Origin of the sequence: Modestobacter sp. VKM Ac-2986 (assembly GCF_026967795.1) — a bacterium.
Classification (GTDB): Bacteria; Actinomycetota; Actinomycetes; order Mycobacteriales; family Geodermatophilaceae; genus Modestobacter.
Map to the genome: position 1 here is coordinate 434,217 of NZ_JAPVBH010000003.1, position 25,226 is coordinate 459,442.

The window sequence follows — 25,226 nt, forward strand, 5'->3', positions numbered from 1 at the left end:
CGGCCTCAGCCCTGCCCGGCCGCCACGAGCCGGGCGCCGGTCCGGTCCCCGGTGAGGGCACGCAGGGCCTCCCCCAGCGCGGCGACGTCGGCCAGCGGGGTGGCCGAGCTGCAGCTCACCCGCACCGCGCCGGGCAGCCGGTCGGTGCGGCCTCCCCGGGCGTCGTCGTGGAACTGCTGCACCTCACCGGGACCCAGCCCGAACAGCCGGCTGAGGTAGGGGTGGGCGCAGAAGCAGCCGTTGCGGACGCCGATGCCGTGCTCCCGCGCCAACCGCTGCGCGACCTCCCCGTGGGTCATGCCGTCGAGGACGAAGCTGACCACCGGGAGCCGGTCGCCGGTGGTGGGCCCGAGCCGGTGCAGCCCGGGGACGGTGGCGAGCTCGGCGTCCAGCGCGTCGACGAGCGAGTCCTCGTGCCGCCGGTTGCGCGGTCCGGCGGCCATCAGCTCCTCCGCCGCGGCGGCCAGGGCGACCGCGCCGAGGACGTTGGGCGTGCCGGCGTCGTCCCGGTCGGGGGTGTCGGCCCAGACGACCTCGGTGTCCGAGACCGCCTTCACCGCCCCTCCCCCGACGAGGAAGGGCTCACCGCCGGCGAGCAGCCGCCGGTCGACGACCATGCCGCTGGCGCCGAAGGGGGCGAACATCTTGTGCCCGGACCACACGAGCACGTCGATCCCGAGCGCGGCCATGTCGACCGGGCGGTGCGGCACCAGCTGTGCGCCGTCGACGACCACCAGTACCCCGCGGGCCCGGGCCGCCGCGGCGAGGCCGGCCAGGTCGGGCATCCAGCCGGTGACGTTGGACGCCCCGGACACCGCCAGCACGCGGGGCGCGGGCCGCTCGTCGAGCGCGGCGACCACGGCGTCGACGGTGAAGGTCCCGGACCGGTCGACGTCGACGACCCGCACCTGCGCGTGCCGCCGCCAGGGCAGCAGGTTGGCGTGGTGCTCGACCGCGGTGGTGACGACGACGTCGTCCCGGGTCAGGCCCAGCCGGAAGGCGATCTGGTTGAGGCCCTCGGTGGTGTTCTGCGGGAACAGGCCCACGTGCGTCGCCGGGTCGGCGCCGACGAAGCGGACGATCGTCTCCCGGGCCTGCTCGTACCGGGCGCTGCTGACCTGCGACTTCGCCCCGGCCCCGCGGTGCACGCTGGAGTACCAGGGCAGGAACTCCTGCACGGCCCGGACGACGCCCGCCGAGGCCGAGGTGGTCGCCGCGGCGTCCAGGTCGACGTAGCGACGCAGCTCCCCGCCGACGGGGACGTGCAGGTCAGCACCAACGGGTGCGACCTGCAGGGAGAGGTCCCCCGTTCCGAACAAGGACGTCACGGCCACCGAGCTCCTCATCGTTCCCGGCCACCACCCCGGCGGCCGCACGGGAGCTTCTCACCGCCCGCCCCCCGGAGACGCTGCCTACGCTGACGGCGTGTTCTTCTTCTTCGGCTTCGGCACCAAGCAGCGCGACCTCGGTCCCGGGTCGGTCCGCACCTGCCCGAACTGCGGCAACACCTCGACGTGGGCGCGGGTGGAGGAGTCCAAGCGGCTCACGGTGTTCTTCGTCCCGGTCGCCCGGTGGGGGCGCACCCAGCTCGAGGTCTGCACGATCTGCGGAGTCGCCACGCAGGTGTGAGCCATGCCGGAGTGCACGGTGCCGTCCCGGGGGGTCACGCCGGGCGGGTTCCCGCGGTCCGGCGGCCGCCGCTGCCGGGCCGGCTGACGAGCAGGCCGGGCACCAGCGCCAGGGCCACCAGGCCGCCGGCCAGCCCGAGTGCGGCGAAGCTGGTGGCGGCCACGACCAGGCCGCTGCCCAGCCCGCCGACGGCACCGGCCAGCGCCACCCCGACGTCGACGTTGCCCTGCGTTCGGGCCCGGCGCTCCAGCGGCACCGCGTCGGTCAGCAGCGCGGTGCCGGCCAGCAGACCGAGGTTCCAGCCCAGGCCGAGCAGGACCAGCGCGACCGCCAGCAGCGCCACCGAGTCCGCCGGCGCGGCGGCGGCCAGCAGGCCCGCGGCCAGCAGGGTGACCCCGGCGGCGGCGATCACCGGCCGCCGGCCGTGGCGGTCGACGAGCCGGCCGGTGAGCGGTGAGGGCAGGAACATCGCCGCGATGTGCAGCGAGATGACCAGCCCGGCGGCGCCCAGGCCGTGGCCGTGCTCGCGCATGTGCACCGGCGTCATGGTCATCAGCGCCACCATGACCAGCTGCGTGAGGACCATGGCCGTGGCGCCGAGCCGCAGCAGCACCGTGTCCGTGGCCCCCGGCGCGGTGCCGCCGGCGCTCCGGGCGGCGTCCTCGGCGACCGTCCGCGCCGTGAGCAGCGGGTCCGGCCGCAGCCAGGTGCTGACGACGACGGCGGCCAGCGCGTAGGCCACGGTGGCCAGCAGGAAGGGACCGGCCAGCTCCGGGATGCCCAGCGCCGCGGCCAGCGAGCCCATCGGCGCCACCAGGTTGGGAGCGGCGACCGCCCCCACGGTGGTCGCCACCAGCACGGTGCTCACCGCCCGCCCCCGGCGCTCGGGGACGGCCAGGTCGCCGCCGGCGTAGCGCGCCTGCAGGTTGGTGGCCGAGCCCGAGCCGTACAGCAGCAGGGCGACCAGCAGCAGCGGGGCGCTGTCGAGCACGGCGGCCAGCACCACCCCGGCGCCCCCGACCGCGCCGACGGTGTACCCGGCGGCCAGCCCCGGCCGGCGCCCCGACCGCTGCGACAGCCGCCCGACACCGACCGCGGCGGCCGCGGACCCGAGCGTGAGCAGCGCCGCGGGCAGCCCGGCCAGACCGGTGGACCCGAGCACGTCCTCGGCCAGCAGCGCGCCGACGGTGACGCCGGCGGCCAGCCCGGCGCCGGCGAGGACCTGGGAGGCCAGCAGCACCCGCAGCGTGCGCCGCTGCAGACCCTCGACGTCGAGGGACACCCGTGAGCCGGTGGTCATGCGGTCCTCCTCGGCGCCGAGCACCCCGGCGGACCGACCCGGGACCGCGCTCGGACGGGGTGCTCGTGCAGCAGGAGTGTGGCCCGGTCGGGATCCGTGCGGCGTGCGGCCCACGCCGCCTCGCCGTCCGTCGACCGGGCCGGCGGACGTCAGGCGCCGTGCGGGTCGAGGTGGTTGATGGTCGCGACGACGTGGTCGTAGTCGCCGCGCGCCTCGCCGTACCGGAGGAACCTGACGTTCTCCACCTGGATCTCCGTGGCGTCGGGCCGGGTGCGGATCAGCTCGGTGACCTCGTCGACGAAGTCGGCCAGCGGCATGGCGAACTCGCTGTCCTCCTGGCCGGGCAGCAGCGCGGTGCGCACCGACGGCGGCTCCAGCTCCACCACCGACACGGTCGTCCCGGCCAGCTGGAGCCGCAGGGACTCGCTGAGCATGTGGACGGCGGCCTTGGTCGCGTTGTAGCTGGGCGTGACCCGCAGCGGGGCGAACGCCAGCCCGGAGGAGACCGTCATGATCGTCGCGTCGGGCCGGGTGAGGAGGTGCTCGACGAAGGCGGCGATGAGCCGGATCGGGCCGAGCAGGTTGGTGGTGACCGTCTCCTCGGCCGAGGCCAGGAAGCCCTCGGGGGTGGTCCAGTCCTCCACCCGCATGATCCCGGCCATCGTGATGAGCACGTCCAACTCCGGGTGCTCGGCGAGGACCTGGGCGGCGGCGCGCTGGATGCTGGCCGGGTCGGTGGTGTCGATCTCGACGGCGTGCAGCCCGGGGTGCTCGGCGGTGAGCTGGTCCAGCAGCGCGGTGCGCCGCCCGCCGATGACGACGGTGTTGCCCTCCTGCTGCAGTCGCAGCGCCAGGGCCAGGCCGATGCCGCTGGTGGCGCCGGGGACGAAGACGGTGTTGCCGGTGATGTCCATGTCCCGAGCCTCGGCCGGCCCGGGGGCCCGTGGCAGAGCGCGGTGATCGGGGGACCGCGGGTCCCTGGTTGCGCGGGCGGCCTGTGCCCACACTGGTCCGGTGAACAGGGACGACCTCGCCGACTTCCTCGTCCGGCGCCGCACCGGCCTCCGGCCCGCGGACGTCGGTCTCCCCGCGGGGCAGCGCCGGCGCACCGCGGGGCTGCGGCGGGAGGAGGTCGCGCAGCTGGCCGCGATGTCCACCGACTACTACACGCGGCTGGAGCAGCGGCGCGGGCCGCAGCCGAGCACGCAGATGCTCGCCTCGCTCGCCCGGGCGTTGCGGCTGACCGCGGACGAGTGCGCCTACCTGTACCGGCTCGCCGGGCACGACGCCCCCGACCGGGTGGGCGGCGGCGACCACGTCGCACCGGCGCTGCTGCGCGTCCTGGACCGGCTGACCGACACCCCGGCCCTCATCCTGTCCGCGCTGGGCGAGACGCTGGTGCAGAACGACCCGGCCCGCGCCCTCTTCGGCGACGTCAGCCACCTGTCCGGGTGGGAGCGCAGCGGCATCTACCGCTGGTTCACCCACCCGGAGCAGGAGCGGGCGCACTACCCCGCCGGCGACCACGACCGGCAGAGCCGTGCGCAGGTGGCCTCGCTGCGTGCCGCGTACGGGTCGATGGGCCCGGCGTCGCGGGCCGGCGAGCTGGCCCGGGTGCTGACCCGCACCAGCCCGGAGTTCGCGGAGCTGTGGGCCGCCCACGAGGTGGGTCACCGGTTCTCCGACCACAAGGTCCTGCTGCACCCCGCGATCGGCCCGATCGAGGTCGACTGCCAGGCGCTGTTCACCGAGGACGAGTCGCAGGTGCTGCTCGTGCTCACCGCTCCCCCGGGCACCGACGCCGCCAGCCGGCTCGCCCTGCTCGCCGTCCTGGGCACCCAGGCCTTCGCCCCGGAGCCCTGACCGGGCGGAACACCGGCAGGCGTCCGGGAGTTCACCCGTCGTGCTGGACACAGAAGGAGGCACACGTGACCACTGAGACCGCGATCCTCGCCGGCGGCTGCTTCTGGGGCGCCCAGGAGCTGCTGCGCAAGCGCCCGGGGGTGCTCACCACCCGGGTCGGCTACTCCGGCGGCGACACCCCGAACGCGACCTACCGCAACCACGGCGACCACGCCGAGGCGGTCGAGATCGTCTTCGACCCGCAGGTGATCTCCTACCGCGAGGTCCTGGAGTTCTTCTTCCAGATCCACGACCCGTCGACCCGCGACCGCCAGGGCAACGACATCGGTCGCAGCTACCGCTCGGCGATCTACTTCACCAGCGAGGAGCAGCAGCGGGTCGCCCTCGACACCATCGCCGACGTCGACGCCTCGGGCATCTGGCCCGGCCCGGTCGTGACCGAGGTCGAGCCGGCCGGCGCGTTCTGGGAGGCCGAGGAGGAGCACCAGGACTACCTGCAGAAGATCCCCTTCGGCTACACGTGCCACTACGTGCGGCCGGACTGGGTGCTCCCGCGTCGCGAGGCGCAGACCGCCTGACGGACCGCGGCCCCGACCGGGCCGTGACAGCAACACGAGGGGGACGTCCCAGCCGGGGCGTCCCCCTTCGTCGTCCCGTGACCCGTGGGACACCTGCGGCCCATGGGGCGTGGCGCCGCCGCCGTCGCCCGCGCCGTGCGCACGATGGGGCGTGCCCACCCGCCCGGACGCCGTCGCCGCACTGCCGCTCGCCCCGGGCGTCTACCGCTTCCGGGACGACGGCGGTCGGGTGCTGTACGTCGGTCGGGCCGAGCAGCTGCGCCGCCGGGTCAGCTCCTACTGGGGCGACCTGCGCGACCGGCGCCACCTCCGGAAGATGATGACCCGGGTCGCCGGGATCGAGGCACTGGTCTGCGACTCCGCACACGAGGCGGCCTGGGCCGAGCGCAACCTGCTCGAGCGGTCGAAGCCGCCGTGGAACCGCATCATCGGGGGCCTGGAGGTGCCGGTCAGCATCCACCTGGACGTCTCGCCGACGGCACCGCGGCTGGGCCTCGCCACGGCACAGCTCCCCGGGCCGGGAGTCCGCTGCTTCGGCCCCTACCTGGGCGCCGGGAAGGCGAAGCTGGCGCTGTCGGGGCTGGAGCGGCTGTACCCGATCGGGCACGCCGGCCCGTCCCGCAGCTCCGGCGCACAGGAGCTGGCCCGGCTGCGTGGCGGACAGGACGTGCCGGTCGCGCAGCTCGCCCGAGCCGTGGGGTCCGTGCTGGACCGCGAGCCGACGGCGGTCGCCGCCGCACTGGCGGCCCTGACCGCCCGGCGCGACGCGGCGGCCGCGGCGCAGGCCTACGAGGCCGCCGCCCGGCTCCAGCAGGAGATCGAGGCGCTGCAGTGGGTGGTCGCGCCGCAGCGGGTCACCGCGGCCGGCGAGCAGGGCCGCCACGACGTCACCGCCTGGGGAGGCGACGTCCTGGTCCGGTTGCGGATCTCCAACGGGCGGCTGCGCTCCTGGGAGCAGGAGACGTGCGACCGCCCGGAGCCGGGAGCGCGGGCGCCCGAGGACTGGGTGCCCTTCCTGCGCCGCAACGCAGAGCTGGCCGCCTGGCTGGCGGCCCTGCCCGTCACCTGATCCGGTCCACCGCGGGTCACCGTGCGGGCCCCGCGCCGGGACGTCGACGTGCTCACGCCACCCCGCAGGTGCGGACGGCGAGCAGCGCCAGGCTGCGGGCGGACAGCAGCACGTCTTCGACCGGCACCCGCTCACCCACACCGTGCGCGAGCCGCAGGTCACCCGGACCGTGGTGCAGCGCCGGGATGCCCGCTGCCGCGTAGAACCGGAGGTCCGTGCCGGCGGTGAGCGCCCGCTCGGCCGGCTGGGCGCCGCCGGCGTCGACGACGGCCTGCCGGACCGCCGGGAGCAGCGACGAGCCGGCCGGCAGCTGGCTGCTGGCGTAGACACCACCGGTCCACGCGACCTGCGCCGGGTGGTCGGCCAGCCACGGGTGGGCCGCGCACGCCGCGGCCACGCAGTCCTCGAAGACCGCCCGGGCGACCTCCACCGGCTCGCCCAGTCGCACGCCGAACCGCCCCTCGGCCACCAGCCGGTCGGGCACGGTGCTCGCCCAGTCGCCGGCCTGCAGCCGGCCGATCGAGATCCCGTAGGGGAACGGGTGGTCGTCGAACCAGGACCGGTCGGCGGGCTGTCGGCCGGACTCCAGTGCCCGGAGCGCTGCGTGCACGTGCTCGAACAGCTCGACGGCGCTGACCCCGAGGTGCCGGTTGGCGGCGTGCGCGGCCAGACCGGTGAGGGTGAGCCGGAAGGTCAGCGCGCCGGCGTGCGCGGTCATCACGGCCCCCGCGGTCGGCTCGGGGATGACGCAGGCGTCGCCGCGGTGGCCCCGCCGCAGGGTGGCCCACGCACCCAGCCCGCCGTCCTCCTCGCCCATGACGCTGTGCACCGCCAGCGGCCGGGCCAGCCGCACCCCCGCCGTCCGCAGGGCCCGCACCGCGACCAGCGCGGCGACCAGGCCGCCCTTCATGTCGCAGGTGCCGCGGCCGTGCACGGCACCGCCGTCGACCCGGGGGGTGAACGGGTCGCCGGGCCACAGCGCCGGGTTCCCGGCCGGGACGACGTCGCTGTGTCCGCAGAGCACCAGCGCCGGCTGTCCGCCGTCCCCGCCGGGCAGCGTGCCCACGACGCCCCACGCCTCGCTGCGGTCGACCTCCTGGCCGGGCGCGTCCGGCGCGGTGGCGGCCTCGGTGAGGTCGATGGCCCAGCGGTCGACGTCGGTGCCGAGCTCGTCCAGCCAGCCGGCCACCAGGTGCTGCGCCTCCGACTCGGCGGCCGTACCACCGAGCGACGGGACGGCGACCAGCTCGACCAGCCGGTCGACGGCCCACCGCGCGTCGACGGCGTCGAGCACCGCGGCCTCGTGGGTGGAGAGGTCGGTGCGCCGGAGGTCGGTGGCGGGGCACGCCGAGGTGGCGCTCGTGGTCCGGCCCGCCCAGCCGCTGGCATCGGCCCCCGACTCGGGCTCGGGACGGGCCGACTGCGGTGTGCCGTGAGAGGTGGAGGTCATGACCGCACCGTGGGGCGAGGACGGTCATCGGCGCAACTGCGTGGAGCACCCGGGCCTTGAGGCACAATGCCGTTGTGTCGAACTCCGATCTGGATGCCCTCGATTGCGCGATCGTCGACGCACTGCAGCAGCGAGGTGACATCCCGAACGTCGAACTGGCCCGCGCCGTGGGCCTGTCGCCGGCCGCGACGTTGCGACGGGTGGCGCGGCTGCGCGCCGACGGGGTGGTCGTCGGGGTGCATGCACGGGTCGACCCCGAGCGGGTGGGAGCTGGCCTGCAGGCGTTCGTGCTGGTGGTGCTCGACGAGCACGACGAGGACAGCGCGGAGCGGTTCGCCCGGGCCGTGGCGCAGATGCCGCAGGTGCTGCGTGCCGACGCGGTCAGCGGCGCCGACGACGTGCTCCTGCACGTGGCTGCAGCCGGGACCGCCGATTTGCAGGACGTCCTGCGGGCCCTCCCCCGCATCGGCGCCCGCCGGGCCACGACCATGCTGCGGTTGGGCCCGGTGAAGGAGCAGAGCCCCACCCCGCTCACGCCCTCGCCCACCCTCGGCGCGACGCGGCGCTGATGCCCGCTCGTGGTCGAGCGACGTGCGGGGCGCCCTCGATCTCCACGTGCTCCGCGGTCGGCAACGCCGTCGCGGATCGAGCACCCGTGACACCGGAGCGCCGCGACCCACACCCGCACAGGCGGCTCCGGGAGGAGCACGCGCCCAGCGCGGTGGTCGACCGGCTCCCGGTGCGGACGGACCGCTCAGTTCTCGGCGCCGGAGGGGTCTGTACGTCGGACACCGACCCAGGAGAGGCGACCCCGTGCGCAGACTGACCTACGCGATGAACGTGAGCCTGGACGGCCACACCGCCGCGCCCGGCGACGACCTCGGCTGGAGCACGCCGAGCGACGAGCTGTTCCAGTACTGGTCCGACCGGGTGGCCGCGACCGGCACGGCCCTGTACGGCCGCCGGCTGTGGGAGGGGATGGACGCCCACTGGCCGACCGCCGACCAGCAGCCCGGCGTCACACCCGCCCACGCCGAGTACGCCCGCCGCTGGCAGGCCATGCCCAAGGTCGTCTTCTCGTCCACGGAGCGACCGGTCGACGGGGACACCCGGCTGGTCACCGGTGACGCGATCGCCGAGATCACCCGGCTCAAGAGCGAGGACGGCGGCCCGATGGACGTCGCCGGCGCCACCCTGGCCGCGGCGGTGGTGCGGGCCGGGCTGGTCGACGAGTACGTGCTCGCCACCCACCCCGTCCTGGTCGGCGGCGGCACACCGTTCTTCCCGGCCCTGGACCACTGGGTCGACCTGACCCTGGTGGAGACCCGCACCTTCCCCGACGGCGTGCTGCTGACGAGGTATGAGACCAGGCGGTGACCCGCAGGTCACCACCTGCGGCCTCAGAGGTCGATGGTCCGGCCGAACGTGCGGGTGACCGGCGGACCGGCGAGGACCGCGCCGAGCGCCGCCGCGCCGTCCGGCGTCTGGCGCCAGGCGACGTAGGCGTCGTGGTGGCCGGCGGTGGCCCACCTCTCGGCGACGATCACCCGGGTCGGGTCGGCGTCGTCGACGAGGACCTCGAGCCCCTCGTTGCCGTCGAACGCCGCGGTCTGCGCGAGCGTCTCGCGGATGGCGGCCTCCGCCTCGGCGCCGACGGCGTCGGGGCGGAGCTGGACCTCGAGGAAGACGGTGATCGACATGGCCTCAGGGTCGCAGCACGGCCCGGCCGGACGCACCGCGACCCCGCCGGGCAGGTGCCCGGCGGGGTCGCGGTCGTGCAGGTGGGGAGGTCAGGCGGCGTTCTGCAGCTGACGGCGCACCTTCGCGCCACCCGTCGTCATCTTGTAGAGCTTGGCGACCTGGGCCGGGGCGTTGGACCGGTTGGTCTGGGCCAGCCAGCCGTTGGGCAGCGACAGCCGGATGACCTTGTGCCACGCCGAGCCGACCTGACGCGGCAGCGACGCGGAGTGGTACCGCAGGCCGTAGCGACGGAACAGGTCCTCGATCTTCGGGGCGATCTCGGCGTACCGGTTGCTCGGCAGGTCCGGGAACAGGTGGTGCTCGACCTGGTGGGACAGGTTGCCGGTCATGATGTGCATGGCCTTGCTGCCGGAGATGTTGGCCGAGCCGAGCATCTGGCGCAGGTACCACTCACCGCGGGTCTCCCCGTCGATCGACTTCTTCTCGAAGGTCTCGACACCCTCCGGGAAGTGCCCGCACATGATCACCGAGTGCGACCACAGGTTGCGCACCACGTTGGCGGTGAAGTTCGCGGCCAGGGTCGGCAGGAACGACGGGCCGGACAGCAGCGGGTGCACCAGGTAGTCCTTGGTGGCCTGCTTGCGGATCTTCTTCAGCACCTGCTTGCCGCGGGCCCGGAAGCCGGGGTCGGCGCGCCGCTCCGCGGTGGCCAGGTTCTTGCCCAGCTCCAGGTCGTAGGCGGCGATGCCGTACTCGAAGAAGATCGCGTTGACGAAGTTCCACACCGGCTGCAGCAGGTACAGCGGCACCCACTTCTGGTCCTCGTCGACGCGCATGATGCCGTAGCCGAGGTCGTTGTCCTTGCCGATCACGTTCGTGTACGTGTGGTGCAGCTCGTTGTGCGAGTGCTTCCACTGCTCGGCGGGGCTGGCCATGTCCCACTCCCAGGTCGTGGAGTGGATCTTCGGGTCGCGCATCCAGTCCCACTGCCCGTGCAGGATGTTGTGCCCGATCTCCATGTTCTCCAGGATCTTGGCGACCGAGAGCCCGGCGGTGCCCAGCAGCCAGGCCGGCGGGAACTTGGAGAACAGCAGGACGGCGCGGCTGCCCAGCTCGAGCTTGCGCTGCACGTCGATGACCTTGCGGATGTAGGCCGCGTCGGACTCGCCACGGCTGTCCACGACGCTCTGCCGGATGGCGTCGAGCTCGAAGCCGATGGCCTCGATGTCCTCGGGGCTCAGGTGGGCGATCGGGTTGTCGGACTTCTTCTGCAGGACGGTCATGTGCAGCTCCTCAGCTCAGGGGTGCGGGTGCGGGGTCGCGGAGTGGATCTGTCGCGGTCACCGCGACGGATCGACTCCGCTGGAGGTCAGTGGTCGATCTCGCAGGCGCCGGCGGGGGCGCTGATGCAGGTCTGGACGAGGACGCCGTCGCCGGGGGCGGCGGTGGTCACCTCGCCGGTGCGCAGGTCACGGACGGCGCCCTCACGCAAGGGCAGCACGCAGCCGTAGCAGATGCCCATCCGGCAGCCGCTGGGCATGAGCAGCCCGGCGTTCTCCGCGGCGTCCAGGATCGGGGTGGCGCCGTCGACCTCGAGGGTCGTGCCGGAGGCGGTGAAGTCCACCGTGCCGCCGGCGTCGCCGGTGACGAGCACCCGCGGGCGGAACCGCTCGGTGTAGAGCTGGTCGGCGATGCCGGCGTCGGCCCAGTACTGCTCCAGCGTCTCCAGCATGCCGACCGGCCCGCACGCCCACGTCGAGCGCTCGGCCAGGTCGGGGACCATGCCGGCGAGCACGGCGGCATCGAGCAGGCCGTCGGTCGCGGTGTGCCGCTCGACGAGCCGGATCGCACCGGTGCGGGCCAGCTCGCGCAGCTCGGTGCCAAAGATGACGTCCTCGGCCGTCGGCGCGGAGTGCACCAGGACGACGTCCTCGTGCTCGTGCACGTGGTTGCGCAGGATGCCCATCACCGGGGTGATCCCGGAGCCGGCGGTGACGAACAGCGCCTTGGCCGGGCGCTGCTCGGGGAGCACGAAGTCACCGGTGGCCTGGTCCAGCTGCACGATCGTGCCCGGCTGCACTCGGTGCACCAGGTGGTTGCTCACCTTGCCGTCGGGGATCGCCTTGACCGTGATGGTGAAGCGGCCGTCGGCCCGGCCGAGCACCGAGGTGAGCGAGTACGCGCGCCACAGCCGCACGCCGTCGACGTCGATGCCGATGCGCACGTACTGGCCGGGGGTGTGCGGCAGCCAGTCGCGGCCGGGCCGGATGACGATCGTGGCAGCGTCGCGGGTCTCGTGCCGGACCTCCTCGATCCGCCCACGCAGCGCGGCACCGGAGCGCAGCGGGTCGACCAGGTCGAGGTAGTCGACCGGCAGCAGCGGCGTGGTGACCAGCTCGGCGGCCTTGAGCACCCGGTCGCGCAGCGCCCGGAGCGCGGGGCGGCCCGGACGGGGGACGGTGGCGGTCATGACATGAGTGTTCCCCGCGAGCGGGATGAACACTCGCCCGCTGGGCGTGAATCGACCGGTAGGTTCTGTTCCCTGCGAACAAAGGAGGTGGGGACGACGACCGAGCCAGTGACCTTCCCGGCCCCGGTGGTCGCCGCGATGCGGGCCGAGCTGCCCGCCGTCGCCGCGCAGACCGTGGCCAGCATCGTGGTCGAGGTGCCCAGCTACACCGACGCCTTCGCCGGGGAGATGGGCCGGGCGATCAGCCGGGCCGTCCAGCTCGCCCTCGGGGGCTTCCTGGAGCTGGCCACCACCACCGGCGGCGCCGACCCCAGCCGCCCGATCGGCCCGGCCCTGGAGGGGGCCTACGCGCTGGGCCGGGGCGAGGCGCGCGGCGGCCGGCCGATGGACGCGCTGCTGGCCGCCTACCGGGTCGGCGCCCGGGTGGCCTGGCGGCACATGAGCGACACGGCCGTGGCCGCCGGGATGACCGCGGGGTCGCTGGCCCGCTTCGCCGAGCTCGTCTTCGCCTACATCGACCAGCTGTCGGCCTCCAGCGTCGCCGGGCACACCGACGAGCTGGACAGCACCGGCCGCGTTCGGCGGCACCACCTGGAGCGGCTCGGTGCGCTGCTGCTCACCGGGCGGCCGCCGCACGACCTGGTCCCGGCGGCCGAGCGGGCCGGCTGGCCGCCGCCCAGGACGCTCACCGCCGTCCTGCTGCCCGAGGGGCGGGCCCGCGGCGTGCTCGCCCTGCTCGACGACCGCACCCTGCAGGTGTCCGACGACCAGCCGGGCCTGGACCCCGCCGCCGAGCTCACCGTGCTGCTGGTGCCCGACGCCGGGTGCGGGGCGCGGACCGGCCTGCTGCGCACCCTCGAGGGCACCTCGGCGGTCGTCGGGCCGGCCCGGGAGTGGACGGCGGTGTCGGCGTCCTACGCCCGGGCCCTGCGTGCGCTGCGGCTGGGCCTGACCGCCGACGGGACGGCGGCGCTGGACACCGAGAGCCGGCTCACCGACCTGGTGCTGCGGGCCGACGACTCCGCGCTGGGCGACCTGCGGGCCGCCGTCCTGGCCCCGCTGGACGGGCTGAGCCCCGCCGTCCGGGAGAAGCTCACCGTCACGCTGCGGTCCTGGCTGCTGCACCACGGCCGGCGCGAGCAGGTGGCCGCCGCGCTGTTCGTGCACCCGCAGACGGTGCGGTACCGGCTCGGTCAGCTGCGCGAGCTCTACGGCGACCGGCTCGAGGACCCGCAGACCGTGCTGGAGCTGACGGTCGCCCTGGGCGCCCAGCTGCCGGCCCCGACCGAGGAGGACGCGTCGTGAAGGTGGCCGTGGCCGGTGGCACCGGCCTGCTGGGGCGGCTGGTGGTCGCCGAGCTGGAACGCCGGGGCGACGTCCCGGTGGTGCTGGCCCGGTCCCGGGGCGTCGACCTCACCACCGGCATCGGCCTGGTGCGGGCGCTGCGAGGCGTGACCACGGTCGTCGACGTCAGCAACGTGACCACGACCAGCCGCCGGCGGGCGGTGGCCTTCTTCACCGCCGCCACCCAGCAGCTGCTCGCCGCCGCCGACCGGGCCGGGGTGCGGCACGTGGTCACCCTCTCGATCGTCGGTGCGGACACGATCGACTTCGGCTACTACCTGGGCAAGCGCCGGCAGGAGGAGCTGCTCGCGGCCGGCCCGGCGCCCTGGACGCTGCTGCGGGCCACCCAGTTCCACGAGTTCGCCGGTCAGCTGGTCGACCGCTCCCCCGGGCCCGTGGTCGTCGTCCCGCGGATGCGCAGCCGCCCGGTGGCCGCCCGCGAGGTGGCCGCGCACCTGGTCGAGCTGGCCCACGGCGCGCCCCGCGGGGTCGTCGAGCCCATCGCCGGCCCCGAGGAGCTGGACATGGCCGACCTGGTGCGGCGCCGGCTCCGTGCGACCGGACGCCGCCGGTTGGTGCTGTCGCTGCGGCTGCCCGGGCCGGCCGGGCGCGCCTTCGCCGACGGTGGGCTGGTGCCCGCCCCGCCGTTCGTCACGGGCAGCGAGACCGCCGAGGAGCACCTGGCCCGACTGGCGGCCGCCGCCGGTCAGCCCGGGGGCGCCGGGACCAGGAGCACCTGACCGGCCTCGACCCGGTTGCTGCTCAGCCCGGGGCCCGCTGGGAGACGGGGCGACCGCAGGGGCGGGTGGGGCGCCGGCCGCGTGCCATCCTTGATCACCGACGCCGTCCTGGAGTACGAAGACGTCGAGCACCCGACGACGTCGTCCCGCCCAGCCCAGGAGAGGTCACGGACACCGAACCCCGCACCGGATCCCCGTCCCGCTGTCCCGTCCCCACCGGCCACACCCGGGTCACCGGACGACGGGCCGCGCGAGCGGTCCGGGCGCGGGCCCGGGCCTGGGGCGGGCGGCTGCTGGCGCGGCGGATCGCGAAGAAGGGCATCGACCTCGCGAGCCTGACCTTCATCCCGGAGCCGACGAAGGTGCCGCTGCAGCGCACCGGCCTGGACCCGGTCCCGCGGCTGGCCGAGCTGCGCGCGACCGACCCGGTGCACCGGCTGGACCTGCCGTTCGACTTCTCCGTGTACCTGGTCACCGACACCGAGCACGTGCGCGCGGTGCTGGCCAACCGGGACGACTCCTTCAGCAACGACATCCGGCACCTGCTGCCCGGCACCGGGGGCACCACCTCCGGCGCCGACATCGGTGGCCTGGGCTTCACCGACGCCCCGCTGCACACCCGGCTCCGGAAGATCGTCACGCCCGAGTTCACGATGCGGCGGCTGGCCCGGCTCGAGCCGATGATCGAGGCGTTCGTGGAGGCCCAGCTCGACGAGCTGGCCACCGCCGGCGCCGACGGGACCCCGGTGGACCTGGCGAAGGTCCTGTCCTTCCCGGTGCCGTTCCAGACCATCTGCGCACTGCTGGGGCTGGAGCTGTCCGACCGGGACGCCTTCGCCCGCCTGGGCGTGCAGCGCTTCGACATCACCTCCGGCGCCGCCGCGGCCTTCGGTGCGGTCTCCGCCCAGCGCGAGTTCCTCTTCGACGCCGTCGCCCGGCAGCGCGTCGAGCCCGGTCCCGGGCTGATCGGGCAGATCATCCGCGACGAGGGCGACCGGATCTCCGACGCCGACCTGGCCGGCCTGGCCGACGGCGTCTTCACCGGCGGGTACGAGACCACCGCCGGGATGATCTCCCTCAGCACCCTGGTGCTGCTGCGCGACCCCGCCCACGCCGAGCTGGTGCGCACCGGCAGCCGCAAGGACGTCGACCGGGTGGTGGAGGAGCTGCTCCGGTACCTCTCCGTCGTGCAGATGGCCTTCCCGCGCTTCGCCCGCCGCGACATGGACCTGCTGGGCACCCCGCTCAAGGCCGGCGACGTGGTGCTGGCCTCGCTGAGCGCCTCCAACCGGGACCCGCTGACCGCCGGGGACTCCCCGGAGGTCTTCGACCCGGCGCGGGTGCCCACCAGCGGGCACCTGGCGTTCGGGCACGGCGCGCACCGCTGCATCGGCGCCGAGCTCGCCCGGATGGAGCTGCGGATCCTGCTGCCGGCACTGCTGCGCCGGTTCCCGGACCTGGCGGTCGCCGTCCCGCAGTCGGAGCTGAAGTTCCGCGAGCTGTCCTTCGTCTACGGCCTCGACCACCTGCCCGTCACCGTCTGACCGCCCCGGCCGGGGCGGACGTCAGCGCGGCGGCGGGCCGGGGTGCTGCAGGTCCGGCGGGAGCGGCTGACCCGGGTCGTAGACCAGCGGGGCGTCACCGTCGGCGAGCGCGGCGCGGGCGTCGGACAGGCCGAACCGGCTGCGGACCCGGTCGAGGAAGTGCGGCTGGTCCAGCCGCACCAGCTCCGACCGCTGGGCGGCGCCGTAGACGGTGACCCAGTCACCGGGGTCGAGCACGCCGCGCAGCTGGCCGTCCACGCTCACCGCCACCTGCCCGGAGCGCCCCAGCACCCGGACGCCGATCCGGTGCCTGGCCGACAGCACCAGGCTCCGGTCGAACACCATGTGCGGTGCCACCGGCGTGAACACCAGCGCCTCCAGGTCCGGGGACAGCACCGGCCCGCCCGCGGCGAAGCTGTAGGCCGTCGACCCGGTGGCGGTGGAGACCACCAGCGCGTCGGCGGAGTAGGAGGCGAACAGCCGACTGTCGACGTAGAGGGCGAGGCTGGCCTGCCGGTCCCGGGCGAGCTTCTCGAACACCACGTCGTTGAGCGCCAGCACCTCCAGCGGGACGCCCCAGCCGACCTCCTCCGCGCTCCCCGGCCGCACCGCCGGGGAGGGCAGCGCCGGGCCACGGCCGTAGCGCAGCAGCGCGTCCATGCCGCCGGGGATCTCCAGCGGCCGGGAGGCACGCATGGTCAGCATCATCCGGGCGTCCAGGACGACCTCGCCGTCGGCGACCGCCTGCAGCGCCTCCTCGAGCCGGTCGACCTCGACGTCGGTCAGGAACCCGACCCGGCCGACGTCCACGCCCAGCACCAGGGCACCGGCCGCGGCCGCGACCCGGGCACCACGCAGGAACGTGCCGTCCCCGCCGACGGTGACCACCAGGTCGGGGTTGCCGGCCAGCGCGGCCTCCTCGTGGGCGGGACGCCGGGCGTCGGACTCGCTCCACACGTCGATGTCGGTGCAGGGCAGGTCGCGGGCCCCGGCCCAGTCCCGCACCCGCTGCGCCGCCGCGACGGCCACCGGCTTGCCCTCGTGCACCACCAGGCCGATCCGACGCAGCGGACGCCGGTCACCTGCAGGGGTCCGCACGCCGTCCTCGGGGGCTGTCACCTGGGCATCCTCCCCTCCCGCCGTCCGGACACGCACCCCCGGGAGGACGACTCCCCCGATGTGATGCCCGCCGCGGGTGAACGGCTCACGGCATACCGGTGACCGCCTCGGGTAGAACCGAACGGAACAGGGGGCCGCACGTGGCCGAGAGCACGTGGAAGAGTCGGACCTCCTCGACGACTGGACCCGCCCATGAGTGGCAACGCCACGCACCGTTTCCGCAACACCAGCATCCTGACCGTGCAGACGGCCGACGCCTCCCAGGTGGTCACCTCCGACGCGCTCGACGAGCAGCTGGCCGAGACCTACGCACGGGTGGGTCTGCGCCCGGGGATGCTCGAACGGCTGGCCGGCATCCGCGAGCGGCGCTGGTGGGCCGACGGCGTCACCTTCGTCGACGGCGCGGCCATGGCCGGCGCCAAGGCGATCAGCGAGAGCGGCGTCGACCCGGCCTCCATCGGGCTGATGGTCAACACCTCGGTGAGCCGCAAGCACCTGGAGCCCTCCACCGCGGTCGCGGTGCACTCGGCCCTCGGCCTGCCCCGCTCGGCGCAGAACTTCGACGTGACCAACGCCTGCCTGGGCTTCGTCAACGGCATGGAGCTGGCCGCGGCGATGATCGACTCGGGCATGATCGACCACGCGCTGATCGTCAACGGCGAGGACTCCCGGAAGGTGCAGGAGCGCACCATCGAGCGGCTGCAGGGCCCCGGTGTCACCTCCCGCGACGTCATCGCCCAGTTCGCCACGCTGACGCTGGGCTCCGGCGCGGCCGCGATGGTGCTGGGCCGCAGCGACCAGCACCCCGAGGGCCACCGGCTGGTCGGCTCGGTCAGCCGGGCCGGCACCGAGCACCACGAGCTGTGCATCGGCGACAACGACGAGATGCGCACCGACCTCAAGGGCCTGCTGGACGCCGGCATCGCGCTGTCGCTGGACATGTGGGACGAGGCCGCCGCCGAGTTCGACTGGAAGAGCGGCATGGACCGCTACGTCATCCACCAGGTCTCCAAGGTGCACACCGCGACGATGGTCGCGAAGTTCGGCATCGACGAGACCAAGGTGCCGCTGACCTTCCCCACCCGCGGGAACCTCGGCCCGGCCGCGGTGCCCTTCACGCTGGCCGGCCAGCAGGACTCCCTGGTCGACGGTGACCGGGTGCTGCTGATGGGCATCGGCTCGGGCCTGAACGCCTCCTGCCTCGAGATCGCCTGGTGACCGCACCCTCCCCCGCGCCCGACCTGGCACGCCTGCCCGGCGTCGACCCCGCGTGGTCCCGGCGCGTCACGGTGGCCGACTCCACGGGCACCAAGCACGAGTGGCACCTGCTCGACAACGGGGTGACCGACCCGGTCGGCACGCTGCTGTGCGTCCACGGCAACCCCACCTGGTCCTACCTGTGGCGCCGGCTGGTCGCCGCGGCCCCGCCCGGCTGGCGGGTCATCGCCCCCGACCAGCTCGGCATGGGCTTCTCCGAGCGGCTCACCGAGCTGCGCCCGCTGGCCCAGCGCGTCGCCGACCTCGGCGACCTGACCGCCGCCCTGGGCGTCACCGGTCCGGTCATCACCGTGGGCCACGACTGGGGCGGGGTCATCTCGCTCGGGTGGGCGCTGCAGCACCGCGAGCAGCTGCGCGGCGTCGTCCTCGGCAACACCGCCGTGGCCATGCCGCCGGGCGACCTGGGCCCGGCGCTGATCCGGCTGGCGCACGCCCCCGGGGTGCGCCCTGCCGCCACCGTCGGCACCCCGCTGTTCGTGCGCGCCACCACCGCGCTGTCCCGCCCCGCCCTGCCGGCCGCCGTGCGCGACGCCTTCGCCGCGCCGTACGCCACCGCCGAGCGCCGCCGATCCGTCGGGGACTTCGTCGCCGACATCCCCTTCGCCCCCGGGCACCCCTCCCGCGCCACCCAGGAGGCGATCGCCGAGGGCATCCGCGACCTGGACGTGCCGGCGCTGCTGCTGTGGGGCCCGCGCGACCCGGTGTTCGGCGAGCGCTACCTGGCCGACCTCCGCGGGCGGCTGCCGCACGCGCAGCTGCACCGCTACGAGGGCGCCTCGCACCTGGTGACCGAGGACGCCCCGCAGTACGCCAAGGCGATCGCCCAGTGGGTCGCCGACCTGACCGAGGGCCGCCCCGCCGCGCCGTCGCGCCCGGCCGCCGAGGCCACCGACCGGCACCCCTGGTCGGCGCTGACCGACCGCGCCACCGACGACTCCCCCGCCGTGGTCGAGGTCGCCGGCGGCACCGGGGACGGCGCCTGGACCACCGGCGGCATGGTGACCTGGGCCGGGCTGTCCCGCCGGGTCGAGGACCTCGCCGCCGGCCTGGTCGCGGCCGGTGTCGGCCCGGGCACCCGGGTGGGCATGCTGGTCGAGCCCTCGGCCGACCTGACCGCCGCCGTCTACGCCGTCTGGCGCGCCGGTGCGGTGATCGTGGTGGCCGACAAGGGCCTGGGGCTGCGCGGCATGCGCCGGGCGCTGCGCGGCGCCGGCGTCGGCGCGGTCATCGGCAGCGCGCAGGGCCTCGCTGCTGCCCGGGTGATGGGCCTGCCCGGGCTCCGGATCGCAGCCGGGGGCGTCTCCCCCGCCGCGGCCCGCGCCCTGGGTGCCACGACCACCCTGGCCGAGCTCGAGCAGCGCGGCACCACCGCAGCCTCGCCCGCCGTCGCCGCACCGGACGCCGACTGCGCGGTCCTGTTCACCTCCGGGGCCACCGGCCCGGCCAAGGGCGTGGTCTACACCCAGCGCCAGGCCGTCGCCCAGCTCGACCTGGTCCGGTCCACCTACGGCCTCACCCCGGCCGACCGGCTGGTCGCCGCCTTCGCGCCGTTCGCCATCCTCGGCCCGGCGCTGGGCATCGGCTCCGTGGTGCCCGACATCGACGTCACCGCACCCGGTTCGCTCACCGCCGCCAAGCTCGCCGACGCCACCGCCGCGGCCGGCGGCACCGTGGTGTTCGCCTCCCCGGCCGCGCTGCGCCGGGTGGTCGCCACCGCCGGCGAGCTGACCGACGCCCAGCGCAGCGCGCTGGGCGGGGTCCGGCTGCTGATGTCCGCAGGCGCCCCCGTGCCGTTGTCGCTGCTGCAGCAGCTGCGCGCGGTGCTGCCGGCCGCCGAGGCGCACACGCCCTACGGGATGACCGAGGCGCTGCCGGTCACCGACGTCTCGGCCGCCGAGATCGAGGCCGCCGACGCCGGGGACGGCGTCTGCGTCGGCCTCCCGCTGGCCGGGGTGGAGGTGCGGGTCAGTGCGCTGACGCCCACCGGCCGGTCCGAGGGCGACCTCACCGAGGTCCCGGGGGTCACCGGCGAGGTCTGCGTGCGGGCCGCGCACGTCAAGGACCGCTACGACGCCCTCTGGGCCACCGAGCGGATCTCCTCGCGCAACCCGGGCTGGCACCGCACCGGCGACGTCGGGCACCTCGACGCCGAGGGCCGGCTCTGGATCGAGGGGCGGCTGCCGCACGTGGTCACCACCGCCGGCGGCGTCGTCACCCCGGTCGGGATCGAGCAGCGCGTCGAGGCGCTGCCGGGCGTCTCGGCGGCCGCGGTCGTCGGGGTCGGACCGGCCGGTGCGCAGGTCGTCGCGGTGGTCGTCGTCCCGGCCGGGACACGTCCCTCCCGGCTCCCCGGCGCCGCCGCCCGGCTGGCCCCGGCCGACTCCGACCTGGCCGCGGCCGTGCGCGCCGCGGCCGGCACCGAGGTCGCGGCGGTGCTGACCACCGGCCGACTGCCGGTCGACATCCGGCACGAGTCCAAGGTCGACCGCACCGCGGTCGCCCGCGCGGCCGGTGCGCTGCTGGCCGGCACGGGCGGGTCCCGGCGCCGGTCGTGAGGGTGCTCGTCACCGGCGCCAGCGGCATGCTGGGCCGGGCCACGGCGGAGCGGCTGCTGGCGCGCGGGGACGAGGTCACCGTGCTCCAGCGCCACCCGGCGGAGCTGGACTGCCCCCAGGTGCTCGGGGACGTCGCCGACCCCGGCGTCGTCGCCCGGGCGGTGGCCGGTCAGGACGCCGTCGTGCACCTGGCCGCGAAGGTCGACGTGACCGGGCCGTGGGCGGAGTACGAGCGGGCCAACGTCACCGGCACCCGCACCGTGCTGGCCGCCTGCGCCGCCGCGGGCGTGCAGCGGCTGGTGCACGTCTCCTCCCCCTCGGTGGCGCACGGCGGGTCGGCGCTGGTCGGGGTGGGCGCGGAGCCCGCCGACCCGGCGGGCGCCCGTGGGCACTACGCGCGGTCCAAGGCCCTCGCCGAGCGCGAGGCGCTGGCCGCCGACTCCCCCGCCCTGGCCGTCCTGGCGGTGCGCCCGCACCTGGTCTGGGGGCCCGGTGACACCCAGCTCGTCGGCCGCATCGTCGAGCGGGCCCGCTCCGGGCGGCTGCCGCTGATCGGGTCGGGGGCGGCGCTGATCGACACCACCTACGTCGACAACGCCGCCGCGGCCCTGGTGGCCGCGGTCGACGCGTGCGGGCCGGTGCACGGTGAGGCGCTGGTCGTCTCCAACGGCGAACCGCGCCCGGTCGCCGAGGTCCTCGCCGGGCTGTGCCGGGCCGCCGGCGTCCCCGAGCCACGGGCCCGGGTGCCGTTCGGCGTGGCCTGGGCCGCCGGCGCGGTGGTCGAGGGCGTCTGGGCGCTCACCGGTGCACGGCGGACCCCGCCGCTGACCCGGTTCCTGGCCGAGCAGCTGGCCACCGCGCACTGGTTCGACCAGCGCCGCACCCGCGAGGCGCTGGGCTGGACGCCCGAGGTGTCGCTGGACGAGGGCTTCGCCCGGCTGGCCGCCGCGTACCGCTGAACCCCGCCGGGCCCGGCGGACGAACACCCGGCAGTCGAGGACCGCGGTATCGGGAGGAGGTCGGGGTGGAGACGTCGTTCGAGGAGTTCGTCGCCGCCCGGCGTCCGGAGCTGCTGCGCACCGCCCTGCTGCTCACCGGCGACCGGGCCGGCGCGGAGGAGCTGGTGCAGCGCGCGCTGGCCCGCACCCGCCGGCGTTGGGCGCGCACCCGCGACCCGCTGGCGACCGCCCGTGCGGCCCTGGTCACCGGCAGCGGCCGGCGCACGGTCGGCGGCGAGCAGGTGATCGAGTCGATGCCCGAGCCCTCCGCCGCCGGTCCCGAACCGCTGGCCCGGGCACTGCGCGACCTGCCGCCGCGCACCCGGGCGGCGACCGTGCTGACCGCCCTGGACGGGCTCACCCCGGCGCAGCTCGCCCCGCTGCTGGGTCGTGCGGCCGACACCGCGGCCCAGGAGGCCGCCCGCGGCGCCGCCGCGCTGCGGCCCGCCCTGGCCCCCGACCTGTACGCCCGCCCCCGGCCCGGCGACGACGACCCGGACCGGCGGCTGCACGACGAGCTCGCCCGGCTGGCCGGCACCCCCGGCACCTGGCGGCTGGACGCCGGCGCGGCCGTCGCCGACGTGCGGCACCGGCAGCACCGCGCCCGGTGGCAGGTCGCGGCGGCCGCGGCGCTGACCGTGGTGTGCGTGGGCGGCGCCGGCCTCCAGCTCACCCGTCCCGCCGAGCCGACCCCGGCACCGGCCGCCCCGGCGTCCACGTCGTCCGCCGGCCCGGCACCGGCCGCGCCGCTGGGCGGCAACCCGGCGATCCCGGTGCTGCTGGGCCCGGCCCGTGGCTCCCTCGCCGGGGACGCCGCGTTCCTCGACGCCGTCCGGCAGGTGGGCTGGGGCGGTCAGGAGCCGCCGCCGGTCGCCGACCGGGAGGTCGTGTTCGCCGGGGACACCCCGCACGGCCGCGCGGTGCTGGTGGTCGGCGAGACCGCCGGCGACTTCCGCGGCACCTGGCTGGTCGGGCCGGTGGGCGCGCCGGCAGCGGAGCTGACGCCCCGGTACTCCCGCACCCTGGGCCGCAGCCGGCCGGCCACCCTCGTGCTCGGCGGTCCCGGCGACGCGACGCTGGTCGTGGTCGCCGGCCGCGGGGACACCGTGGCGGTCTCCGACCGGCTGATGGTCGGGCCGCGGGGCACCGTGGGCCGCGACTACCTGCCGGTGGCGGCCGTCGACGGTGCCGCGGTCGTGCCGGCCCGGACGACGCAGGCCGGGTCCGGGCTCAGCGTGCGGGTGACCCGCGACGGCCAGGTCGTGCACCGCAGCGGGGTGGATGTGCCGGGGACGCGGGCGGGGCAGCTGCCGACGCTGGAGCCGCTGCGGCCCACCGCGGAGCCGCCGGACCAGGTGGTGGTGGGCACCGCGTTCGCGCAGCTCGCCGGCCCGCTGGGCGTCGAGCCCGCGGAGCTGGAGCCGGAGCTGCTGTGGTCCGGGCCGCTGCCGCTGAGCCGGCGCAGCGGCAGCGTGGCCGTCGTCGTGGCGCACAGCCCGGGCGGCGCGCTCGTCGTGGGCACGGTGGCCGGCCGTCCGGGGACGGTGTTCTCCTGCGGCGCCTCGACCCCGCCGGGCTCGACCGAGGTCGCGACGCTCACGGTGGTGCGCACCTGCGACGTCGCGATGCCGGGCCTGAGCTCCGAGGAGGACGGCCGCTGGCTGGTGGTGTCCGCGCCGGCTGACGCCGCCTCCGCCGAGCTCCTGGACGAGCGGGACCGGGTGCTGGCCCCGCTGGCGCTCACCGGCGGCGGGGCGGTCGTGCCGATGCCGGCCGGGGTGGTCGGCGTGCGCACCCTGGACGCCGCCGGGCGCGAGCTGCGGGAGACCGCCGTCGCGCCGGTGCCCACCGAGCCCTTCGGCGACTACGGCTCCGGCGTCCCCGGCTGAGCCGACCCGGCGAGCAGCTGCTCGCGGACCTGCCGGCGGAGCACCTTGCCGATCTGCGAGCGTGGCAGGTCCTCGACGACGACGAGCCGGCGCGGCACCTTGTAGGCCGCCAGCGACGCCCGGGTCGCCTCCCGCACCGCGTCCAGGTCCAGCGGCCGGGAGACCACGACCGCGGCGACGACCTCCTCGCTGCCCGACGCCCCGGGCAGCCCCACGACCGCCGCGTCGGTGACCCCATCGACGGCCTTCAGCGCGTCCTCCACCTCGGAGGGGTGCACGTTGAAGCCGCCGGTGATCACCAGCTCCTTGATCCGGTCGACGACGGTGACGAAGCCGTCGGCGTCGGCCACCACGACGTCGCCGGTGCGCAGCCACCCGCCCTCCAGCAGCACCGCGGCGGTCTCCTCGGGCCGCTCCCAGTAGCCGGAGAACACCTGCGGCCCGCGCACCAGCAGCTCGCCGCGCTCGCCGGGTGCCCGGTCGACCGTGGGGTCGTCGGGGTCGACCACCCGCATCTGCGTCGAGGGGTAGGGCAGCCCGACGGTGCCCGGCCGGCGGGTGGGGCCCATCGGGTTGCCCAGCGCGATCGGTGAGGCCTCGGTCATCCCGTAGCCCTCCACCACCAGCCCGCCGGTGAGCTCCTCCCAGCGGGCCGCGGTCGCCACCGGCAGCGGCATCGCCCCGGAGATGGCGAACCGGACGGTGGACAGGTCGACACCGCGCTCAGCGGCGGCGGTGGCCAGCCGCTCGTAGACCGGCGGCACCCCGGGGAGGAACGTCGGCGGTCGGCGCTTCGCGGCGGTGAGCACCTGGTCGACGTCGAAGCGCGGGAAGAGGACCAGTGCCGCGCCGATCCGCAGGGCGGTGACCAGGCACAGCATCAGCCCGTAGGCGTGGAAGAACGGCAGGACGCCGTAGAACACCTCCGCCCCCGGCCGCAGGCCCGGCACCCAGGCCAGGGACTGGGTGACGTTGGCGACCAGGTTGCGGTGGGTGAGGACGGCGGCCTTGGGGCTGCCGGTGGTGCCGCCGGTGTACTGCAGCAGCGCCACGTCGGTGTGCACCGGTCCCGGGTGCGCGGCCGGCAGCGGGGTGGCCCCGGCGACCGCGGCGTCCCAGGGCGTCGCCCCCGGCGCCGGGGCGGTCATCGCCGCCCGGGTGGCCCGGGCCCGCGCCAGCGGCAGCCGCAGCGCCAGCCGCTTGGTCAGCGGCAGCGCCCGGCTGAGGTCGACGGCGAGCACGGTGCGCAGCGCCGGGGCGCCCAGGCCCTGCACAACCGGGGCGACGACGTCCCAGACGACGGCGACCGTGGCGCCGTGGTCGCGGAACTGCGCGCCGAGCTCCTCGGCGGTGTACAGCGGGTTGTGCTCCACGACGACCGCCCCCAGCCGCAGCGCGGCGTGGAAGGCGACGACGTGCTGCGGGCAGTTGGGCAGCACCAGAGCCACCCGGTCACCCGGCCGCACGCCCAGCTCCTGCAGCAGCCCGGCGGCGCGGGCCACGGCCGTGCCGAGCTCGGCGTAGCTCGTGGTGGCGCCGAGGAAGTCCAACGCCGGCCGGTCCGGGAACCGCGCGACGGCGGCGGCCAGCAGGTCGGGCACGGCGTCCGCCGGCACCGCGACCTCGGCCGGCACGCCGGGGGCGTAGCTGCGGGTCCAGTGCGGCGCGGGCGTGCCCGTCACCGGCCGGTCCCGCGGCG

The 25,226-nt window shown here is 75.8% G+C and carries 22 protein-coding genes; 13 read left to right on the top strand and 9 right to left on the bottom strand.

Going from position 1 to position 25,226, the window contains the following annotated elements:
• Positions 1-5 precede the first annotated feature (5 nt).
• Positions 6-1,328 (bottom strand): aminotransferase class V-fold PLP-dependent enzyme, encoded by a 1,323-nt coding sequence (locus O2W14_RS09940; protein WP_269175927.1) that lies wholly within the window; start codon positions 1,326-1,328, stop codon positions 6-8.
• Positions 1,329-1,425: 97 nt separating this feature from the next.
• Between O2W14_RS09940 and O2W14_RS09945 the strand changes: the two genes are divergently transcribed.
• Positions 1,426-1,629: a zinc-ribbon domain-containing protein gene (locus O2W14_RS09945; protein ID WP_269175928.1), complete on the top strand. Its 204-nt coding sequence runs from the start codon at positions 1,426-1,428 to the stop codon at positions 1,627-1,629.
• Positions 1,630-1,663: 34 nt separating this feature from the next.
• Here O2W14_RS09945 and O2W14_RS09950 read toward each other — a convergent pair whose 3' ends face one another.
• Positions 1,664-2,929: an MFS transporter gene (locus tag O2W14_RS09950; RefSeq protein ID WP_269175929.1), complete on the bottom strand. Its 1,266-nt coding sequence runs from the start codon at positions 2,927-2,929 to the stop codon at positions 1,664-1,666.
• A 149-nt stretch (positions 2,930-3,078) separates the two neighbouring features.
• Positions 3,079-3,843 (bottom strand): SDR family oxidoreductase, encoded by a 765-nt coding sequence (locus O2W14_RS09955; protein WP_269175930.1) that lies wholly within the window; start codon positions 3,841-3,843, stop codon positions 3,079-3,081.
• A 100-nt stretch (positions 3,844-3,943) separates the two neighbouring features.
• Here O2W14_RS09955 and O2W14_RS09960 point away from each other — a divergent pair, with 100 nt between their 5' ends.
• The 3 genes from O2W14_RS09960 (at position 3,944) to O2W14_RS09970 (ending at position 6,439) form a co-directional block, all read left to right on the top strand.
• Complete coding sequence (locus O2W14_RS09960) at positions 3,944-4,792, top strand: helix-turn-helix transcriptional regulator (RefSeq protein ID WP_269175931.1); 849 nt, start codon at positions 3,944-3,946, stop codon at positions 4,790-4,792.
• A gap of 65 nt (positions 4,793-4,857) precedes the next feature.
• Positions 4,858-5,370 (top strand): peptide-methionine (S)-S-oxide reductase MsrA, encoded by a 513-nt coding sequence (gene msrA, locus O2W14_RS09965; RefSeq protein ID WP_269175932.1) that lies wholly within the window; start codon positions 4,858-4,860, stop codon positions 5,368-5,370.
• Between the two features lie 151 nt (positions 5,371-5,521).
• Entirely contained in the window at positions 5,522-6,439 is a 918-nt protein-coding gene (locus tag O2W14_RS09970) for a hypothetical protein (protein ID WP_269175933.1), read from the top strand.
• A gap of 52 nt (positions 6,440-6,491) precedes the next feature.
• Here the strand turns inward: O2W14_RS09970 and O2W14_RS09975 are convergent, their stop codons facing one another.
• The gene (locus tag O2W14_RS09975; RefSeq protein WP_269175934.1) at positions 6,492-7,889 is read right to left on the bottom strand and encodes an ArgE/DapE family deacylase; all 1,398 of its coding nucleotides are present in this window, start codon (positions 7,887-7,889) and stop codon (positions 6,492-6,494) included.
• Between the two features lie 74 nt (positions 7,890-7,963).
• On the opposite strand from O2W14_RS09975, the gene O2W14_RS09980 reads away from it, so the two are divergent.
• Positions 7,964-8,458, top strand: a complete 495-nt coding sequence (locus tag O2W14_RS09980) for an Lrp/AsnC family transcriptional regulator (RefSeq protein ID WP_269175935.1) — start codon at positions 7,964-7,966, stop codon at positions 8,456-8,458.
• 244 nt (positions 8,459-8,702) lie between these two features.
• Positions 8,703-9,266: a dihydrofolate reductase family protein gene (locus O2W14_RS09985; protein ID WP_269175936.1), complete on the top strand. Its 564-nt coding sequence runs from the start codon at positions 8,703-8,705 to the stop codon at positions 9,264-9,266.
• A gap of 23 nt (positions 9,267-9,289) precedes the next feature.
• Here the strand turns inward: O2W14_RS09985 and O2W14_RS09990 are convergent, their stop codons facing one another.
• From O2W14_RS09990 to O2W14_RS10000, 3 genes are all read right to left on the bottom strand, one after another.
• Positions 9,290-9,589, bottom strand: coding sequence for a putative quinol monooxygenase (locus O2W14_RS09990; RefSeq protein ID WP_269175937.1), 300 nt, complete (start codon positions 9,587-9,589; stop codon positions 9,290-9,292).
• 90 nt (positions 9,590-9,679) lie between these two features.
• The gene (locus O2W14_RS09995; RefSeq protein ID WP_269175938.1) at positions 9,680-10,873 is read right to left on the bottom strand and encodes a fatty acid desaturase family protein; all 1,194 of its coding nucleotides are present in this window, start codon (positions 10,871-10,873) and stop codon (positions 9,680-9,682) included.
• Between the two features lie 86 nt (positions 10,874-10,959).
• Positions 10,960-12,060 (bottom strand): ferredoxin reductase, encoded by a 1,101-nt coding sequence (locus tag O2W14_RS10000; protein WP_269175939.1) that lies wholly within the window; start codon positions 12,058-12,060, stop codon positions 10,960-10,962.
• Between the two features lie 108 nt (positions 12,061-12,168).
• On the opposite strand from O2W14_RS10000, the gene O2W14_RS10005 reads away from it, so the two are divergent.
• The 3 genes from O2W14_RS10005 to O2W14_RS10015 all read left to right on the top strand — a co-directional run bounded on the left by O2W14_RS10005 (position 12,169) and on the right by O2W14_RS10015 (position 15,688).
• Positions 12,169-13,365: a PucR family transcriptional regulator gene (locus O2W14_RS10005; protein WP_269175940.1), complete on the top strand. Its 1,197-nt coding sequence runs from the start codon at positions 12,169-12,171 to the stop codon at positions 13,363-13,365.
• Positions 13,362-14,144 carry an SDR family oxidoreductase gene (locus O2W14_RS10010; RefSeq protein ID WP_269175941.1) on the top strand — a complete coding sequence of 261 codons (783 nt, stop codon included), beginning with the start codon at positions 13,362-13,364 and terminating at the stop codon, positions 14,142-14,144. Before O2W14_RS10005 ends, O2W14_RS10010 begins: the two co-directional genes overlap by 4 nt.
• A 362-nt stretch (positions 14,145-14,506) precedes the next feature.
• Entirely contained in the window at positions 14,507-15,688 is a 1,182-nt protein-coding gene (locus tag O2W14_RS10015; RefSeq protein WP_269175942.1) for a cytochrome P450, read from the top strand.
• A gap of 21 nt (positions 15,689-15,709) precedes the next feature.
• Here O2W14_RS10015 and O2W14_RS10020 read toward each other — a convergent pair whose 3' ends face one another.
• Positions 15,710-16,807 (bottom strand): NAD(+)/NADH kinase, encoded by a 1,098-nt coding sequence (locus O2W14_RS10020; RefSeq protein WP_269175943.1) that lies wholly within the window; start codon positions 16,805-16,807, stop codon positions 15,710-15,712.
• 192 nt (positions 16,808-16,999) lie between these two features.
• Between O2W14_RS10020 and O2W14_RS10025 the strand changes: the two genes are divergently transcribed.
• From O2W14_RS10025 to O2W14_RS10040, 4 genes are all read left to right on the top strand, one after another.
• The gene (locus O2W14_RS10025) at positions 17,000-18,025 is read left to right on the top strand and encodes a 3-oxoacyl-ACP synthase III (protein ID WP_269175944.1); all 1,026 of its coding nucleotides are present in this window, start codon (positions 17,000-17,002) and stop codon (positions 18,023-18,025) included.
• Positions 18,022-20,640, top strand: coding sequence for an alpha/beta fold hydrolase (locus tag O2W14_RS10030; RefSeq protein WP_269175945.1), 2,619 nt, complete (start codon positions 18,022-18,024; stop codon positions 20,638-20,640). The genes O2W14_RS10025 and O2W14_RS10030 overlap by 4 nt, the downstream gene beginning before the upstream one ends.
• A complete protein-coding gene (locus O2W14_RS10035) occupies positions 20,637-21,599 on the top strand; it encodes an NAD-dependent epimerase/dehydratase family protein (protein ID WP_269175946.1) in 963 nt (320 codons plus the stop codon). The genes O2W14_RS10030 and O2W14_RS10035 overlap by 4 nt, the downstream gene beginning before the upstream one ends.
• A gap of 65 nt (positions 21,600-21,664) precedes the next feature.
• Positions 21,665-23,527 (top strand): hypothetical protein, encoded by a 1,863-nt coding sequence (locus O2W14_RS10040; RefSeq protein WP_269175947.1) that lies wholly within the window; start codon positions 21,665-21,667, stop codon positions 23,525-23,527.
• Here the strand turns inward: O2W14_RS10040 and O2W14_RS10045 are convergent.
• Positions 23,503-25,209 (bottom strand): long-chain-fatty-acid--CoA ligase, encoded by a 1,707-nt coding sequence (locus O2W14_RS10045; RefSeq protein ID WP_269175948.1) that lies wholly within the window; start codon positions 25,207-25,209, stop codon positions 23,503-23,505. The two genes, O2W14_RS10040 and O2W14_RS10045, sit on opposite strands and share 25 nt — an antisense overlap.
• Between the last annotated feature and the right edge of the window lie 17 nt (positions 25,210-25,226).